Below are 14,793 nucleotides of genomic sequence, written 5' to 3'. Positions count from 1 at the left end.
CAGCCTCGCCCGGCGTCAACCCTGGGCGCCGAGCGCCGCGAGTTCTGCGCGCAGCTCGTCGATTCCTGCGCCCGTCTCCGCCGAGGTGACGAGGACGAGCGGGTGCCCGGCCGGATGCTTGCGCGCCAGGGCCTGCACCTCCGCCAGCCGCTTCGCGAGGCCAGCGGGCTTCACCCCATCCGTCTTGGTGAGCACAAGCTGGAACGGCACCGCCGCCTTGTCGAGCAGCGTCATCACTGCGCGGTCGGAGGATTTCGTCTCGATCCGTGCATCCATCAGCAGCAGGACTCGGCGCAGGTTTGGGCGACCGCGCAGGTAGTCGAACATCAGCCCCTGCCAGTCCTCCTTCACCAGCTTGGAGGCCTTGGCGTAGCCGTATCCCGGCATGTCCACGAGGACGAGGGGCTGGCCCTCGGCGCGGAAGAAGTTGAGTTGCTTGGTACGACCCGGCGTCACCGAAACTCGCGCCAGGGCCTTCTGCCCGGACAGCGCGTTGGTGAGCGAGGACTTGCCGACATTGGAGCGCCCGGCCAGCGCCACCTCGATGCCTTCGGGCGGGGGCAGGTGCTCTAGCGTCTGGGTCGCGGTGAAGAAGTCCCACGGCCGGGCGAAGAGGAGGCGCCCGGCCTCAATCAGCGCCGCGCGCTCCCCCTCGTCGCGCGCCTCGATCAGCCCCCCGGCGGGGAGCGTCATTTCTGCGCTGCCCCACCCTGCGCCGGCGTCAGCGCGGCCTGCTGCCGCTTCTGGTCGAGGCGCATGATGTAGCCCTGCTGCGCGATGGAAAGCAGGTTGTTCCACGCCCAGTATATGATTAGGCCGGCTGGGAAGGAAGCCAGCATGAAGGTGAAGATCACCGGCATCCACTGGAAGATCTTCGCCTGCACCGGGTCGGGCGGCTGCGGGTTCAGCTTCTGCTGCAGCCACATGGTCACGCCCATGATCAGCGCCCAGGCCGGCAGGTGGAAGAAGGCCGGCGGGTCGAAGGGGATCAGCCCGAACAGGTTGAACAGATTGGTCGGGTCGGGCGCCGAAAGGTCGTGGATCCAGCCGAAGAAGGGCGCGTGGCGCATCTCGATCGTGACGAAGAGCACCTTGTAGAGCGCGAAGAAGACCGGGATCTGGATCAGGATGGGCAGGCAGCCCGAGGCCGGATTGATCTTCTCCGTCTTGTAGAGCGCCATCATCTCGGCCTGCATCTTGGCCGGATCCTCTTTGTAGCGCTCGCGGATCTCCGTCATCTTCGGCGCCAGGATGCGCATCTTGCTCATACTCTTGTAGGCCTTGTTGGCCAGCGGGAAGAAGGCGAGCTTGAGCAGGAAGGTGAAGACCAGGATGGCCACGCCGAAATTGCCGAACAGGTGGAACAGCCAGTCCAGCGCGTAGAAGAACGGCTTGGTGATGAAGTAGAACCAGCCGAAGTCGATCGCCTTGTCGAAATCCTGGATGTTCAGCCGGTCGCGGTAGCGGTCGAGGAGGTGCACCTCCTTCGCGCCGGCGAAGAGGCGGGTCGCAAAGGCGGAGTCGGCACCGGCCGGGACCGTCGCGGGCGCGGGCGGCGCCACGTCCACCTGCCAGCGATCCACGTTCCCCTCGGGAACGTGACGGAAGGCGGAGCGCAGGCGCTGGCCGTCCTCGATGCGGGTCAGTGCCGTCAGCCAGTACTTGTCGGAAAGGCCGGCCCAGCCGGCCGCGGACTCGCCCTCAAAGGCGGTGCCGCGTGCATTGGCCGCGGTGCTCTTGCCGTCGGCATAGGTGACTTCGTTCAGGCGGCCATCCTGCACGGCGATGAAGCCTTCGTGCAGGATGTAGAAGCCGGCGGTCTGCGGCGTGCGCTCGCGGCGGATGCGCGCCCAGGGCAGCAGCGTCACGGCCTGATCGCCGCGGTTGATGACGCGCTGGCGCACCTGGAACATGTAGTTGTCGTCGAGGCTCACCACCGCCTCGAAGACCTGGCCCACCCCATTGTCCCAGGTGAAGGTCACGGGCGTCGCAGCGGAGAGCGGGCCGCCCGTAACCGTCCAATCCGTGTCGTTGCCCGGCACGGGCGTGCGGCCATCCGCCGCCGTCCAGCCCCACTGGGCGAAATACCCTTCCGGCAGGCCGCGCGGCGCCAGCAGGCGCACCAGCGGCGAGTTGGGGCGGGTGTGCTCGCGGTAGTCGCGCAGCACCAGCTGGTCGAGCTGGAGGCCGCGCGCGGAGATCCGGCCTTCGACACGGCCATTGGACACGGCGACGCTTTGCGCCGGCGCAGTGGCCGGTGCGGCGGGCGCGGCGGTGACCTCGGCCCCCGGCGCGGCCGGGGCGACCGGCGCCGGCACCGGCGAGCCGCTGGTCTGCTCGTGCGCCACCGGCGGCGGGGCCACCGGGGCCGGATTCATGGTCCGGTTCCACACGTCAAAGATCAGCAGGATGCCGACGGATAGGGCGATCGCCGCCAGGAGGCGCTTCTGGTCCATTCGGAAGGTCCGGTCAGTCTCTCGCCGGCGGGACGGGGTCCAGCCCGCCGGGATGCCAAGGGTTGCAGCGCAGGATGCGCCGGGTGGATAGGACGGATCCGCGTAGCGCGCCATGCTTGGCGATCGCTTCCAGCGCATAGTCCGAGCAGGAAGGCAGGAAGCGGCAGTTGCAGCCGATGACCGGCCGAACCGTCCATTGATAGGCGATGACGGCACCCTTCAGCGCCAGGGCGCCCGGGTTCACGGCCGGGCCCCGGCGCGGCGCAGCGCGGCCGAAACCTCTTCCAGCAAGGCGGGGAAGGGGCAGGTGGCGGTACCGTCGCGGGCGATCAGCACGATGTCGTGCCCCGGCGCGGGAGCGGCTTCCAGAACGAGACGCGCCGCCGCCCGCATCCGGCGCTTGGCGCGGTTGCGGGTGACGGCGTTGCCGATCTTCTTGGTCGCGGTGAAGCCCAGCCGCGTATCGGCGGGGGAATCGGGGCGGGGCAGGGCCTGGAGGACCAGGTTGCGTCCGGCGGCCTTGCGGCCCTCGCGCGCGGCGCGCAGGAACTCCGCGCGGCGCTTCAGCCGTGACAGCATGGCCGAAGCCCGCGGGTGCGCCTTAGGCGCTGAGCTTGGCGCGGCCCTTGGCGCGGCGATTGGCCAGCACCTTGCGGCCGCCCACCGTCGCCATGCGGGCGCGGAAGCCGTGCCGGCGCTTGCGGACGAGCTTGGAGGGCTGATAGGTGCGCTTCACGGCGGGAACTCCTGGAAACAAAAGAAATCACGGGGCTGCGTCACCGCGCCCCGGTCGGAGGGGCGGTATAGGGATCATGCGGACACGCCGTCAAGTTGCGGCGGTGCGGCAAAGCGCCTATTCGGCTGGCGAAACAGCATCAGGATGGCGCGCCACATGGAACGTACCCTCGAAGGCCAGGCGGCCATCGTCACCGGCTCCACCAGCGGCATCGGGCTCGCGATCGCGACCTTCCTGCACCGGGCGGGCGCCCGCGTCATGCTCAACGGGTTCGGCAAGCCGGAGGAGATCGCCGCCGCCCGCGCCGCGGTGGGCGACGCGCCCTACAGCCCCGCCGACATGAGCAAGCCCGCCGAGGTCCGCGCCATGGTGGCCGAGGCGGAGGCGCAGTTCGGGCGGCTGGACATCCTCGTGAACAACGCGGGCATCCAGTTCGTCTCGCCGGTCGAGGATTTCCCGCCCGAGAAGTGGGACGCGATCATCGCCATCAACCTGTCGTCCAACTTCCACGCCATCGCCGCGGCGCTGCCGGGGATGAAGAAGCGTGGCCACGGGCGGATCATCAACGTCGCCTCGGCACACGGCCTCGTCGCCTCGCCCTACAAGACGGCCTATGTCGCCGCGAAGCACGGCGTGGTCGGGCTGACCAAGTCGGTGGCGCTGGAGATCGCGCAGGAGAACATCACCTGCAACGCCATCTGCCCCGGCTTCGTTCGCACCCCGCTGGCCGAGGCGCAGGTGAAGCCGCTGGCCGAGCAGCACGGCATTTCCGAGGAGGAAGCCCTGAAGGACCACCTCCTCGCCAAGCAGCCTTCCAAGCGCTGGATCGAAGTGGATGAGGTCGCGCGGATGGCGCTCTGGCTCGTCGGGCCTGATTCCGGCGGAGTGAATGGCGCGGCCCTGTCCATCGATGGGGGCTGGCTGGCGGCCTGATGGACAGCATTCCCCAGAGTCTTTCCGCCCCCGCCACCGCGCGGCCGGTGCGCCGCCGCATCAACCTGGCGTTGCAGGGGGGCGGCACGCACGGGGCCTTCACCTGGGGCGCGCTGGACCGCCTCCTGGAGGAGGAAGATCTGGAGTTCGACGGCCTGTCGGGCACCTCCGCCGGGGCCATCAACGGCGCGATCTTCGCCCTCGGCATGCTGGAAGGCGGGCGGGCGGGCGCCAAGGCGGCGCTGGAGCGCTTCTGGCGTGCCCTGGGCAGCAAGTTCGCCGTCTCGCCGCTGCGCTCGACGCCGGTCGAGAAGGCGCTCTGGGGCTGGGACCTCACCTACAGCGTCGCCTGGAACGCCTTCGACACGGTGACGCGGCTTCTTTCGCCCTATCAGTTCAACCCCTTCACCATGGAGTTCAACCCGCTCCGGAAGGCGCTGGAGGAAAGCCTGGACCTCGCGCGGCTGCGGGCCGACAAGAGCGCCATCCGGCTGTTCATCTCGGCCACCAACGTCCGCACCGGCAAGCCCAAGGTGTTCACGCGGCCGGAGATCACGGTGGACGCGCTGCTCGCCTCCGCCTGCCTGCCCAATATCTTCCGCGCTGTGGAGATCGACGGCGAGGCCTATTGGGATGGCGGCTACCTGGGCAACCCGGCGCTCTGGCCGCTCTATCACGACCGGCTGGCCTCGGACATTGTGCTGGTCCAGCTGAACCCGCTGCTGCGGCCCGAACTGCCGACCTCGACCTCCGACATCCTGAACCGGCTGAACGAGATCAGCTTCAACGCCTCGCTGATGTCGGAAATGCGCGCCATCGACTTCGTGCAGCGCATGCTGGATGCGGGCCGGCTGGAGCAGCCGCGCTACCGCCGCCTCTTCCTTCACATCATCGAGGACGAGGCGCGGATGCGCGCCTTCAAGCTGTCCACCAAGTTCAACGGCGATTGGGACTTCCTCCAGACCCTGCGCGACTATGGGCGCGAGGCGGCGGACGAGTTCCTGCGCGAGCGGGGCAGCCGCATCGGCAAGGAAAGCACGCTCGACATCCAGCGCTACCTCTAGCTAAGGGATAGCCATGGAAACCGCCTTGATCCTCCGGCTCGTCATGGCGCTTCTCCTGGCCCTGGGAGGGTTGTTCCTCGCCGCGCGGGCGCATTTCGAGGTGACGGCGGAACAGGTCGGGCTGCTGGTGGTGTTGCTGGCGGTGATCTGGGCCTACCGGATCGTCGCCGCGCATTTCGACCGCGCGGATCACGAATAGACCAGCAGGGTCCTCCGGTTCCGGCGCAGCAGCACGAAGGCGCGCTGGCGGAAGATCCGGCAGAGGCGCCGGCCCAGCCGCACCCCGCCGGGGGTCGCGATCGTCCATTCCTGCCAGGGACCGTTGCCCGACCAGCCCTCCGCCACCGGGCGGCCCTTCAGGGCACGCAGGAGGCGGCGATGCGCCTCCTCGTTCCAGCGCCGCGGCATGGGGCGACTCATCGGGTTCCAGGCGGTGATGAGGATGAGCGAGGCGGCGCGGTGCTCCGCCATCCAGGCATCGGCGCTGGGCGAGGGTTCACCGATCCGCGCGGCGACGGGCCCCGCGGCGTAGCGGCTGATGCGGTAGCCGCGATCCATGGCCGAAGGCATGGGTTCCCCTAATCGAGCTGGAAAAGCTGCGCCTTCAGATAGGCGCTTTCCGGCAGCATGGGATGCACCGGATGGTCGGCTCCGGCCCCGCCAGTCCAGAGGATGCGTCCAGTGCGGCGCGCCCGGAACATGCCCGTTCCCACTGCCTCGAAAAAGGCGCCCGGCTCGGCATGGTGGGAGCAGGAGGCGATGAACAGGAACCCTCCCGGTTCCACCAGGGAGGCGGAAAGCCGGGCGAGGCGGCTATAGGCGCGCAGCGCCGCCGGAATGTCCTTGCGGCTCTTGGCGAAGGCAGGTGGGTCCGCCACCACGACGCCAAAGCGCCGGCCCTCGCCGATCAGGCGCTCCATCACGTCCATGGCGTCGCCGCGCAGGGCGGATACGCCCTCCAGGCCGTTGGAGGCGGCGCTGGCCAGGGCGAGGTCCAGCGCGGGCTGCGACCGGTCCAGCAGGGTGACCGATACCGCGCCGCCCTTCGCCGCCAGCAGGCCGAAGCCGCCAGTGTGGCAGAAGGCATCCACCACCGTGGCGCCCGGCGCCAGCGCCGCGACCCGCGCCCGGTTCTCGCGCTGGTCGAAGAACCAGCCAGTCTTCTGTCCCGAAAGCAGATCCACCTCGAAGCGCAGCCCGCCTTCCTCCACAAGCGCCACCGCCTCCTCGCCATGGGCGAGGCGGGTTTCCTCCGCCAGCCCTTCCAGGCGCCGCACCACGCTGTCGTTGCGCAGGAGGATGGCGCGCGGCGCCAGCAGGTCGCGCAGCGCCTCGACGATCAGGGGCAGGGCGGCATCCATGCCGGCGGTGTTCGCCTGCACCGCCAGCACGTCGTCGAAACGGTCCACCACGAGGCCGGGCAGCCCGTCCGCCTCGGCATGGGCGAGGCGGCAGAAGCGCGGCACCCCCAGCTTCTCGCGCAGGGCCAGCGCCGCGGCGAAACGGTCGCGGAACCAAGCGGCATCTGGCGCCGCGTCGCGGCGGCGGTCGAGGATGCGCGCGGCAATCAGGCTGTGCGGGTTGAAGTGCCAGATGCCGTGCCCGACCCCATCGTCGCCCTCAATGCGGACCGGGGTGCCGGGCGGCAGGGCGCGAGCCTCCGGCGTCATGCGGATCTCGTTGGAGAAGATCCAGGGATGGCCGAACTTCACCCGGCGATCGCGGCCGGGCATGAGGCGAAGCAGGGGCAGGGCGGTCATGGGCGCTTCTCGCCCGCGCGCAGCGCCAGCGCCACCCCGCCGATCGTGCCAAGCAGCGCCACGGCTTCCCGCCAGCCCAGCGGCTCGTCCAGCACCAGCGCGCCGCCCAGCACGCCCACCACCGGGACCAGCAGCGTGCCCATTGTGCAGGTGGTGGCAGGCAGCCGCTGAAGCGCCCCGAACCAGCCGAGATAGGCGAGGCCGAGCGGCACCGCTCCCATCCAGCCCAGGAACACCCAGGCGCGCGTGTCCAGCGCGGACCACGCCACCTCCTCGAAGAAGATCGAGTAGAGCAGCAGCGGCGTCATCCCGAGTGCCAGCTGCCACGTCGTCACCGCGACCGGATGCAGGCTGAGCGGCCGCCTTTTCGCCAGCACCGTCGCCAGGGCGAAGAGCGTGGTGGCGCAGAGCATCAGCAGCAGCCCCGGCAGCTTGCCGAGGCTGAACTCAGCGCCTCGTCCGGCGAAGAGCACGGCGATGGACCCCACCGCCAGCGCCAGCCCCAGCAGACGCTGCCAACCCGGCCGCTCGCCCAGGATCAGCCAAGCGAGCAGCACCGCGATCACCGGCGCGGTGGAGCCGAGGATCACGCCCTCGCTCGCCTTCAGCCACAGGAGGGCGAAGGTGACGAAGCCCATCCAGGAACAGACGTTGAGGATGGAGTAGAGCAGCAGGCGCGGCCGCTGCACCGGCGGCACGTAGAGGCTGATGCCGAAGACCCGCGCCCCTAGGGCGAAGCAGGCGGCGGCGGCCAGCCCGGCCCAGCCGCGCGTCGCCATGGGCGGCATCTCGGCCAGCAGAACCTTCACGACAGGCCAGTTGGAGCCCCAGCCCAGCGCGCAGATCAGCAGGAAGATGAGGCCGGTGGAGCGCTGGGTCACGCGGGGGAGGATAGGTTCAATCCGGGAAGCCGGCCATGGCCCGCACGGCCTCCGGCGTGTGCCCCGCCTCGCGCAGCGAACGCAGGCTCGGCGCCCCGTCCCGCTTGGCGAGGCGCCGCCCATCCGCGCCGAGGATCAGCTTGTGGTGGGCGTAGTCTGGCTCCGGCCATCCCATCAGCGCCTGGAGCAGGCGGTGGATGGACGTCGCTTCCAGCAAATCCTCGCCGCGCGTCACCAGCGTGACGCCCTGTGCCGAGTCGTCCAGCGTGACGCAGAGATGGTAGGAGGCGGGGACATCCTTGCGCGCCAGCACCACGTCGCCATGCGCCAGCGGGTCGCAGCGCAGCCTTCCCTGGCCGCGCTCATGGAAGGAGAGGGGACCGGTCTCCCCAAGGGCGCGCGCCACGTCGAGGCGCAGCGCGTAGGGCTGCCCGGCTTCGATGCGCGACTCCGCCTCCGCGCGCGGCATGAGGCGGCAGGTGCCGGGATAGACGAGACCCGAAGGCCCGTGCTGCGCGCTGCCCGCGGCGGCGATGTCGGCGCGGGTGCAGAAGCAGGGATAGAGCAGCCCGCGCCCCTCCAGCGCTGCCAGGGCGTGGCGATATTCCGCCATTCGCGCGGATTGCCGCCAGACCGGCCCGTCGAAGCGCAGCCCCAGCCAGGCCAGATCCTCTTCCAGCGCCGCGATCCATTCCGGGCGGCAGCGAGTCGCGTCGATGTCCTCGAACCGCAGGAGGCAGCGCGAGCCCATGCGCCGCGCGAAGATGGCGGAATGCGCGTGGCCGAGATGCAGGAGTCCGGTCGGCGAGGGGGCGAAGCGGGTCACGTCCTCCATGGGGTGTCCTGCGTACAAGTGACGTTCGCATGAAACAATCCATGAACCGGGTTGCGGCGTTGTGGTATTGGTGTCATGCAGTCACCACATCTTGTGGCGGCCGGCGAATCCGGAGCCATCAGGGCTCCGGCTTCCGCCCCGTCCAGGCGCGGAGGCTCCCGGTTTGCCCGATGGCAGTCTGATCCCACAAATCCACGGGCCGGGCGGCTTCCCTGCCCTCGTTCTCAACGCCGATTTCCGGCCGCTTTCCTACTTTCCGCTTTCAGTCTGGGCGTGGCAGGACGCGGTGAAGGCCGTCGTGCTGGACCGAGTCTCGGTGCTCAGCGAATACGAGACGGAAGTGCGCTCGCCCTCCTTCGCCATGCGCCTGCCCTCGGTGATCGCGCTGCGCGAATACATCCCGGCGGCGCGGCGCCCGGCCTTCACCCGCTTCAACGTGTTCCTGCGCGACCGATTCGAGTGCCAGTATTGCGGCGACGGGCTCCCGGCGCAGGACCTCACCTTCGATCACGTCGTCCCCCGCTCCAAGGGCGGGCGCACCTCCTGGGACAATGTCGTGGCCGCCTGCGGGCCGTGCAATCTCCGCAAGGGGAACCGCATGCCGCGCGAGTGCCACATGCTGCCCCTCCAGCCGCCGCGGCAGCCGACAAGCTGGGAATTGCAGGAGAATGGCCGCGCCTTCCCGCCCAACCACCTGCACGAAAGCTGGCGCGACTACCTGTACTGGGATTCGGAGCTGGAGCAGGGCTGATTGACACCCTGGTCCGCCGCTGCGAAGCCTCGACGGTTTCTTCATCGGGGCACGACAGCATGAGCCAGGACCTGCAAGCGGCCATCGAATCCCTCTGGGAGCGGCGCGACACACTTTCCGCCGGAACGGTGGGCGCCGATCGCGCGGCGATCGAGACCGCGCTCGACCGTCTGGACCGCGGCGAGGCCCGCGTGGCCGAGCCGGACGGGCAGGGCGGCTGGAAGGTCAATCAGTGGCTCAAGCAGGCCGTGCTGCTCTCCTTCCGCATCGAGGATTCAGTGCCGATGGCCGGCGGCTACGACAAGGTGCCGCTGAAGTGGCAGGGCTGGGACGCGGCGCGCTTCAAGCAGGCCGGGTTCCGCGCGGTGCCCGGCGCCGTCGCCCGCCGCTCGGCCTATGTTGCGCCCAACGTGATCCTGATGCCGTCCTTCGTGAATCTCGGCGCCTATGTGGATAGCGGCACGATGGTGGATACCTGGGCCACGGTCGGTTCCTGCGCGCAGATCGGCAAGAACGTGCATCTTTCGGGCGGCGTCGGCATCGGCGGCGTGCTGGAACCGCTGCAGGCCAACCCGGTCGTGATCGAGGATGACTGCTTCATCGGCGCCCGCTCCGAGGTGGTGGAGGGCGTGATCGTCGAGCGCGGCTGCGTCCTCTCTATGGGCGTGTTCATCTCCGCCACCACCAAGATCATCGACCGCTCGACCGGCGAGGTCTTCACCGGCCGCGTCCCCGCCTATTCCGTGGTGGTTCCCGGCTCTCTGCCCGGCAAGCCCCTTCCGGACGGATCGCCTGGTCCCTCGCTGTATTGCGCGGTGATCGTGAAGCGGGTGGACGCGCAGACCCGCGCCAAGACCAGCATCAACGACCTCCTCCGTGACTGAGGCGGCGGACCCGCTGCCGCTGGCGCAGGCGCTGATCCGCTGCCGCTCCGTCACCCCGGCCGATGACGGGGCGCTGGACACGGTGCAGCGGGCGCTGGAGCGGCTGGGCTTCTCCTGCAAGCGGCTGCGCTTCGAGGAGGTGGACAACCTCTTCGCCCGGCGTGGCAGCGCCTCGCCGCATTTCCTGTATTGCGGCCACACCGACGTGGTGCCGCCGGGCGACCCGTCACGCTGGACGGACAACCCCTTCGCCGCGACCTTGCGCGACGGGGTGCTGTATGGGCGCGGCGCCTGCGACATGAAGGGCGGCATCGCCGCCTTCATCGCCGGGCTCTCGGACTTCCTCCAGGCGAACCCGGACCATCTGGGCTCGATCAGCCTCCTCATCACGGGGGATGAGGAAGGGCCGTCGGTGAACGGCACCAAGCGCGTGCTGGAATGGATGGAGGCGAATGGCCACGTCCCCGACATGTGCGTGGTGGGCGAACCGACGAGCCGCGAGGCGCTGGGCGACACGATCAAGATCGGCCGCCGCGGCAGCATGAATGCCTGGATCACGGTCCAGGGGAAGCAGGGCCATAGCGCCTATCCGCAGAAGGCCGACAACCCGGTCCACCGCCTGACCCGCGTGCTGCACGACCTCACCAGCGAACCGCTGGATGACGGGTCCGAGCATTTCGAGCCCTCGACGCTGCAGGTGACGGGGCTGCGGGTGGAGAACTCCGCCACCAACGTGATCCCGGAGGAGGCGTCCTGCTTCCTCAACATCCGCTTCAACGACCGGCACCATTCGAAGGCGCTGACCGCGCGCATCCGCGACGCGCTTTCCCGCCATGCCCCGCGCCACGATTTGCGCGTGGAGGTTTCGGGCGAAAGCTTCCTCACCGCCCCGGGCCCCTTCGTGGAGGCGCTGCGCCGCGCGGTCCGGGAGGAAGCGGGGGTGGAGGCGAAGCTGGATACGGGTGGCGGCACCTCCGATGCGCGCTTCATCGCCCGGCTCTGCCCGGTCGCCGAGCTGGGCGGGCTGGGGCTGACCCTGCACCAGGTGGACGAGAACGTGCCGGTGGAGGAGCTGCACGCCCTGTCGCGACTCTACGCGCGCGTCCTGCACGAGTGCCTTCGGGGATGAGCATCCCGCGCACCGCGGATGGGATCGCCGCGGCGCTGCTCTTCGCGCGCGGACGGGCGGAGGGGCTTCTGCTCCTCCCGCCCACCGAGGCCACGGCGCTGCACTCCTTCCGCGCGGCACTGATCTGCCTGCCGGCCTTCCTGGGCCTGCGCCTCCTCGCCTGGTCACATCAGGGCGCGCCGCGCGGCGGCCTCGTCCTGGGGCTGCTGGCGGAGCTTGTCGGCTTCGTCCTGTCCTGGTCGGGCTTTGCGCTGGCCTCGCGCGTGATGGCGGAACAGGCGCAGCGCCTCGGGCGATGGGCGCATTTCCTGGCGGCCTGGAACTGGTCCAACCTCGTCCAGTACCTGCTGCTCGTCGTGCTGGCGGTGCCCATGCTGCTGGGCGCGCCAAGCTGGCTGAACAACGCGCTGGGCCTTGTTGCCCTGGGCTATGCGCTCTGGCTCGAATGGTTCGTGACACGCGAGGCGCTGGGCGTGGCCGGCGCGACGGCGGTGATGTTCGTGCTGCTGGACGTGGCGATCGGGCTGTTCATCGGCGGGCTTTCCGCACGCATCGCCGGCGGGGGCTGATCAGGCCGGCCCGGCCTGCCAGCCCAGCTTCTCCTCGTATTCCACGCCCATGAAGCACAGGCCTTCGGGCGGCGCGGTCTGTCCCGCCGCGCGACGGTCGCGCCCATCCAGCACGGCGCGCGGCCATTCCTCCTCCCGCTGCCCGCGCCCGACCGGATGCAGCGTGCCCACGAGGTTGCGGACCTGATGATGGAGGAAGGAGCGGGCGGAGACGCGGATCACTACCTCCTCGCCCTCGCGCGTCACCTCCAGCCGGTCCAGCGTCCGCAGCGCGTCCTTGGCTTGGCAGGAGGCAGCGCGGAAGGCGGAGAAATCATGCTTGCCGAGCAGGTGCTGCGCCGCGCGGTGCATCGCCCCGGCATCCAGTGGCTGCGGCACGTGCCAGACCTGCCCTTGCTCCAGCGCCGGCCGGGCCGGGCGGTTGAGGATGCGGTAGCGGTAGTGGCGCATCCGCGCCGAGAAGCGCGGCGACCACCCCTCGGGCGCGAAGGCGGCGGCGCGGACGGAAAGCGGATGGGGGCGCGTGTGGAAATCGAGCGCCGCGCGCAGCCGCGTCGGCGGCAGTTCCGCCGAGACCTCGACCTCCGCGACCTGCCCCTCGGCATGGACGCCGCTATCGGTGCGCCCGGCCGCGGCGAGGGTGGGCACGACGCCGCCATTCAACTTGGCCGCCGCGTCCTCCAGCACCTCCTGCACCGTCATGAGGCCCGGTTGGCGCTGCCAGCCGTGGAATCCCTCTCCGCGATAGGCGATCAGCAGGGCGTATCGAGGCATGGGCCAAAATCGAAGCCACGCAGCAGTGCCTCGGCCGACATGGCGGAGCGGCCCGCGCGCTGTAGCCGCAGCAGACGCAGCGCGCCGGTGCCGCAGGCGACCGTCAGCGCGGCGCCGGGCAGGATCGTGCCCGGCGCGGCATCACCGGGCGCGGGTTCCGCCTCGAGCACGCGGAACACCTCGCCGCCGTGGAGGAAGAAGGCACCCGGCCAGGGATTCATGGCGCGCACGCGGCGGTCGAGGGACTCGGCCGGTTCGCGCCAATCGAGCGCGCCATCGGCCTTGGTGAGTTTGGCGGCGTAGGTCACGCCCTCCTCCGGCTGCTGCACCGCCTCGGGGAGTGTTTCCAGCGCGCGCAGGATGAGGCGCGCGCCCATCTCGCTCAGCGTATCGTGCAGCCATGGCGTGGCGGCGCGCGGTGGCAGGGCGACGGCTTCGCGCAGCAGCATGGGGCCGGTGTCCAATCCTTCCTCCATCCGCATGATCGTCACGCCGCTCTCCGCGTCGCCGTGCAGGATGGCCGCCTGGATGGGCGCGGCGCCGCGCCAGCGCGGCAGGAGCGAGGCGTGGATGTTGAGGCAGCCATGGCGCGGCGACTCCAGCATGGGCAGGGGCAGGATCAGCCCGTAGGCCGCCACCACCGCCGCATCGAGGTTCAGGGCGCGAAACGCCTCGTGCTCCGCCGCGTCGCGCCGTACGCGAGCGGGGGTGCGGACTTCGATCCCCATCTCCAGCGCGGCGCGGTGGACGGGGCAGGGGGTCTCGCGCTGGCCGCGTCCCGCCGGACGCGGCGGCTGGCAATACACGGCCGCGACCTCGTGCCCCGCCTCCACCAGCGCACGCAGCGCCGGCACGGAGAAATCAGGGCTGCCCATGAAGGCGAGGCGCATCAGTCGCGTGCCTTCAGCTTCTGCTCCTTGGCCAGCTTGCGCAGCAGCATGTTGCGCTTCAGCGCCGAGATGTGATCCACGAACAGCACGCCATCCAGGTGGTCCACCTCGTGCTGCAGGCAGGTGGCGAGCAGCCCATCCGCCTCCGTCTCGCGCTTCGTGCCGTCCAGCTCCTGCCACCGGATTTTCACCCGCGCCGGGCGCTCCACGTCGGCATACTGGCCGGGCAGGGAAAGGCAGCCTTCCTCGCGGATCGCCGTCTCGGCGCTGCGGGCCACGATCTCCGGGTTCACCAGCACCATCGGCTCGCGTTCCGTCTCGTCCTTGCCGAGATCCACGACGACGAGGCGCAGCAGCTCGCCCACCTGCGGCGCGGCGAGGCCGATGCCCGGCGCGGCATACATGGAGGCGAGCATGCGCGGCGCGAGGTCGCGCACCTTGTCCGCATCCCCCTCCGCGACTGGGCGCGCCTTCCGGCGCAGCATGGCGTCGGGCACGATGAGGATAGGCAGGAGAGGCTCGTTCATGGCGCGGCGGGAGGTAGCGCCGCGTGGCCTCCCTTGCAACGCCAGGGGGGGCGCGCCAAGTTTCCCTTCGCGGGGAGGCTGCCTCCAGGCAGGGGCCATCCCGCAAGCCCGCCCATGCGCTGGAGGCTCCCATGTCCCGCTCGTCGCTTTTCGGATCGCCCCTGTTCCTGGGCTTCGACCATCTGGAACAGATGCTCGACCGGGTGGGCAAGAACGCAGAGGGCTACCCGCCCTACAATATCGAGCAGACCGGCGACGCGCGGCTACGCATCACCCTCGCCGTCGCGGGCTTCTCCATGGAGGAGCTGGCGATCACGCAGGAGGACAACCAGCTCGTCATCCGCGGCCGGCAGCACGACGACTCCGAAGGGCGCGTCTTCCTGCATCGCGGCATCGCGGCCCGGCAGTTCCAGCGCGCCTTCGTCCTGGCGGAGGGGATCGAGGTGGAAGGCGCGGTGCTCGACAATGGCCTGCTGCACATCGACCTGAAGCGCCCGATGCCCGAGGTGCGTGTCCGCTCCATTCCTATCCAGGGCCAGCGTCCTGCCCAAGCGCCGCAGCGCCTGCGCCCGGTGGCGCGCGAGAGCGAATAGGGTTTAGCCTT

At 70.0% G+C, this 14,793-nt stretch carries 20 protein-coding genes; 8 read left to right on the top strand and 12 right to left on the bottom strand.

Features of this window, described 5'->3' with window-relative positions; all coding sequences use genetic code 11:
- Positions 1-15: 15 nt before the first annotated feature.
- Genes yihA through rpmH form a run of 5 tightly spaced genes read right to left on the bottom strand, consistent with a single transcriptional unit; the run spans position 16 to position 3,192 of the window.
- The gene (gene yihA / locus JTJ31_RS20700) at positions 16-693 is read right to left on the bottom strand and encodes a ribosome biogenesis GTP-binding protein YihA/YsxC (protein WP_207540646.1); all 678 of its coding nucleotides are present in this window, start codon (positions 691-693) and stop codon (positions 16-18) included.
- Positions 690-2,456, bottom strand: a complete 1,767-nt coding sequence (gene yidC, locus JTJ31_RS20695) for a membrane protein insertase YidC (protein ID WP_207540645.1) — start codon at positions 2,454-2,456, stop codon at positions 690-692. Before yidC ends, yihA begins: the two co-directional genes overlap by 4 nt.
- A gap of 13 nt (positions 2,457-2,469) precedes the next feature.
- Positions 2,470-2,700 (bottom strand): membrane protein insertion efficiency factor YidD, encoded by a 231-nt coding sequence (yidD, locus tag JTJ31_RS20690; RefSeq protein WP_207540644.1) that lies wholly within the window; start codon positions 2,698-2,700, stop codon positions 2,470-2,472.
- Positions 2,697-3,035 carry a ribonuclease P protein component gene (rnpA, locus tag JTJ31_RS20685; protein ID WP_207540643.1) on the bottom strand — a complete coding sequence of 113 codons (339 nt, stop codon included), beginning with the start codon at positions 3,033-3,035 and terminating at the stop codon, positions 2,697-2,699. Before rnpA ends, yidD begins: the two co-directional genes overlap by 4 nt.
- A gap of 22 nt (positions 3,036-3,057) precedes the next feature.
- On the bottom strand, positions 3,058-3,192 hold the full coding sequence (gene rpmH, locus JTJ31_RS20680; protein ID WP_027285151.1) for a 50S ribosomal protein L34: 135 nt from the start codon (positions 3,190-3,192) through the stop codon (positions 3,058-3,060).
- A gap of 156 nt (positions 3,193-3,348) precedes the next feature.
- Between rpmH and JTJ31_RS20675 the strand changes: the two genes are divergently transcribed.
- Genes JTJ31_RS20675 through JTJ31_RS20665 form a run of 3 tightly spaced genes read left to right on the top strand, consistent with a single transcriptional unit; the run spans position 3,349 to position 5,388 of the window.
- Positions 3,349-4,125, top strand: a complete 777-nt coding sequence (locus JTJ31_RS20675; RefSeq protein ID WP_207540642.1) for a 3-hydroxybutyrate dehydrogenase — start codon at positions 3,349-3,351, stop codon at positions 4,123-4,125.
- Positions 4,125-5,189, top strand: a complete 1,065-nt coding sequence (locus tag JTJ31_RS20670) for a patatin-like phospholipase family protein (RefSeq protein ID WP_207540641.1) — start codon at positions 4,125-4,127, stop codon at positions 5,187-5,189. The genes JTJ31_RS20675 and JTJ31_RS20670 overlap by 1 nt, the downstream gene beginning before the upstream one ends.
- A gap of 25 nt (positions 5,190-5,214) precedes the next feature.
- Positions 5,215-5,388 (top strand): hypothetical protein, encoded by a 174-nt coding sequence (locus JTJ31_RS20665; RefSeq protein ID WP_207540640.1) that lies wholly within the window; start codon positions 5,215-5,217, stop codon positions 5,386-5,388.
- On the opposite strand, the gene JTJ31_RS20660 is transcribed toward JTJ31_RS20665, so the two are convergent.
- Genes JTJ31_RS20660 through gluQRS form a run of 4 tightly spaced genes read right to left on the bottom strand, consistent with a single transcriptional unit; the run spans position 5,379 to position 8,665 of the window.
- Positions 5,379-5,759: a DUF3293 domain-containing protein gene (locus JTJ31_RS20660; protein ID WP_207540639.1), complete on the bottom strand. Its 381-nt coding sequence runs from the start codon at positions 5,757-5,759 to the stop codon at positions 5,379-5,381. The two genes, JTJ31_RS20665 and JTJ31_RS20660, sit on opposite strands and share 10 nt — an antisense overlap.
- Before the next feature lie 8 nt (positions 5,760-5,767).
- Positions 5,768-6,949: a class I SAM-dependent rRNA methyltransferase gene (locus JTJ31_RS20655; RefSeq protein ID WP_207540638.1), complete on the bottom strand. Its 1,182-nt coding sequence runs from the start codon at positions 6,947-6,949 to the stop codon at positions 5,768-5,770.
- Positions 6,946-7,830, bottom strand: a complete 885-nt coding sequence (locus tag JTJ31_RS20650; RefSeq protein WP_207540637.1) for a DMT family transporter — start codon at positions 7,828-7,830, stop codon at positions 6,946-6,948. The genes JTJ31_RS20655 and JTJ31_RS20650 overlap by 4 nt, the downstream gene beginning before the upstream one ends.
- A gap of 16 nt (positions 7,831-7,846) precedes the next feature.
- Complete coding sequence (gene gluQRS, locus JTJ31_RS20645) at positions 7,847-8,665, bottom strand: tRNA glutamyl-Q(34) synthetase GluQRS (protein WP_207540636.1); 819 nt, start codon at positions 8,663-8,665, stop codon at positions 7,847-7,849.
- A 163-nt stretch (positions 8,666-8,828) separates the two neighbouring features.
- Between gluQRS and JTJ31_RS20640 the strand changes: the two genes are divergently transcribed.
- Genes JTJ31_RS20640 through JTJ31_RS20625 form a run of 4 tightly spaced genes read left to right on the top strand, consistent with a single transcriptional unit; the run spans position 8,829 to position 11,998 of the window.
- A complete protein-coding gene (locus JTJ31_RS20640) occupies positions 8,829-9,416 on the top strand; it encodes an HNH endonuclease (protein ID WP_236020489.1) in 588 nt (195 codons plus the stop codon).
- 59 nt (positions 9,417-9,475) lie between these two features.
- Positions 9,476-10,300, top strand: coding sequence for a 2,3,4,5-tetrahydropyridine-2,6-dicarboxylate N-succinyltransferase (gene dapD / locus JTJ31_RS20635; RefSeq protein WP_207540635.1), 825 nt, complete (start codon positions 9,476-9,478; stop codon positions 10,298-10,300).
- Positions 10,293-11,429: a succinyl-diaminopimelate desuccinylase gene (dapE, locus tag JTJ31_RS20630; RefSeq protein WP_207540634.1), complete on the top strand. Its 1,137-nt coding sequence runs from the start codon at positions 10,293-10,295 to the stop codon at positions 11,427-11,429. The genes dapD and dapE overlap by 8 nt, the downstream gene beginning before the upstream one ends.
- Positions 11,426-11,998, top strand: coding sequence for a hypothetical protein (locus tag JTJ31_RS20625; protein ID WP_207540633.1), 573 nt, complete (start codon positions 11,426-11,428; stop codon positions 11,996-11,998). Before dapE ends, JTJ31_RS20625 begins: the two co-directional genes overlap by 4 nt.
- Here the strand turns inward: JTJ31_RS20625 and truA are convergent, their stop codons facing one another.
- Genes truA through def form a run of 3 tightly spaced genes read right to left on the bottom strand, consistent with a single transcriptional unit; the run spans position 11,999 to position 14,189 of the window.
- Entirely contained in the window at positions 11,999-12,772 is a 774-nt protein-coding gene (gene truA / locus JTJ31_RS20620; RefSeq protein ID WP_207540632.1) for a tRNA pseudouridine(38-40) synthase TruA, read from the bottom strand.
- Complete coding sequence (gene fmt / locus JTJ31_RS20615) at positions 12,751-13,662, bottom strand: methionyl-tRNA formyltransferase (protein WP_207540631.1); 912 nt, start codon at positions 13,660-13,662, stop codon at positions 12,751-12,753. Before fmt ends, truA begins: the two co-directional genes overlap by 22 nt.
- A complete protein-coding gene (gene def / locus JTJ31_RS20610; RefSeq protein ID WP_207540630.1) occupies positions 13,662-14,189 on the bottom strand; it encodes a peptide deformylase in 528 nt (175 codons plus the stop codon). Before def ends, fmt begins: the two co-directional genes overlap by 1 nt.
- 131 nt (positions 14,190-14,320) lie before the next feature.
- Between def and JTJ31_RS20605 the strand changes: the two genes are divergently transcribed.
- Positions 14,321-14,782, top strand: a complete 462-nt coding sequence (locus tag JTJ31_RS20605; protein WP_207540629.1) for an Hsp20 family protein — start codon at positions 14,321-14,323, stop codon at positions 14,780-14,782.
- The last annotated feature ends 11 nt before the right edge of the window (positions 14,783-14,793 follow it).

The sequence above is a fragment of the Sabulicella rubraurantiaca genome, from assembly GCF_017355885.1.
GTDB classification, from domain to species: Bacteria; Pseudomonadota; Alphaproteobacteria; order Acetobacterales; family Acetobacteraceae; genus Roseococcus; species Roseococcus rubraurantiacus.
Note: the sequence above shows the minus strand (reverse complement) of the source record. Positions and strands in the feature narration are given on the sequence as shown.

Bases quoted from the DNA above. Each gene is read 5' to 3' on its own strand.
- yihA (WP_207540646.1), bottom strand. From the start codon at position 693: ATGACGCTCCCCGCCGGGGGGCTGATCGAGGCGCGCGACGAGGGGGAG.
- yidC (WP_207540645.1), bottom strand. From the start codon at position 2,456: ATGGACCAGAAGCGCCTCCTGGCGGCGATCGCCCTATCCGTCGGCATC.
- rnpA (WP_207540643.1), bottom strand. From the start codon at position 3,035: ATGCTGTCACGGCTGAAGCGCCGCGCGGAGTTCCTGCGCGCCGCGCGC.
- JTJ31_RS20675 (WP_207540642.1), top strand. From the start codon at position 3,349: ATGGAACGTACCCTCGAAGGCCAGGCGGCCATCGTCACCGGCTCCACC.
- JTJ31_RS20670 (WP_207540641.1), top strand. From the start codon at position 4,125: ATGGACAGCATTCCCCAGAGTCTTTCCGCCCCCGCCACCGCGCGGCCG.
- JTJ31_RS20660 (WP_207540639.1), bottom strand. From the start codon at position 5,759: ATGCCTTCGGCCATGGATCGCGGCTACCGCATCAGCCGCTACGCCGCG.
- JTJ31_RS20655 (WP_207540638.1), bottom strand. From the start codon at position 6,949: ATGACCGCCCTGCCCCTGCTTCGCCTCATGCCCGGCCGCGATCGCCGG.
- gluQRS (WP_207540636.1), bottom strand. From the start codon at position 8,665: ATGGAGGACGTGACCCGCTTCGCCCCCTCGCCGACCGGACTCCTGCAT.
- dapD (WP_207540635.1), top strand. From the start codon at position 9,476: ATGAGCCAGGACCTGCAAGCGGCCATCGAATCCCTCTGGGAGCGGCGC.
- JTJ31_RS20625 (WP_207540633.1), top strand. From the start codon at position 11,426: ATGAGCATCCCGCGCACCGCGGATGGGATCGCCGCGGCGCTGCTCTTC.
- truA (WP_207540632.1), bottom strand. From the start codon at position 12,772: ATGCCTCGATACGCCCTGCTGATCGCCTATCGCGGAGAGGGATTCCAC.
- fmt (WP_207540631.1), bottom strand. From the start codon at position 13,662: ATGCGCCTCGCCTTCATGGGCAGCCCTGATTTCTCCGTGCCGGCGCTG.
- def (WP_207540630.1), bottom strand. From the start codon at position 14,189: ATGAACGAGCCTCTCCTGCCTATCCTCATCGTGCCCGACGCCATGCTG.
- JTJ31_RS20605 (WP_207540629.1), top strand. From the start codon at position 14,321: ATGTCCCGCTCGTCGCTTTTCGGATCGCCCCTGTTCCTGGGCTTCGAC.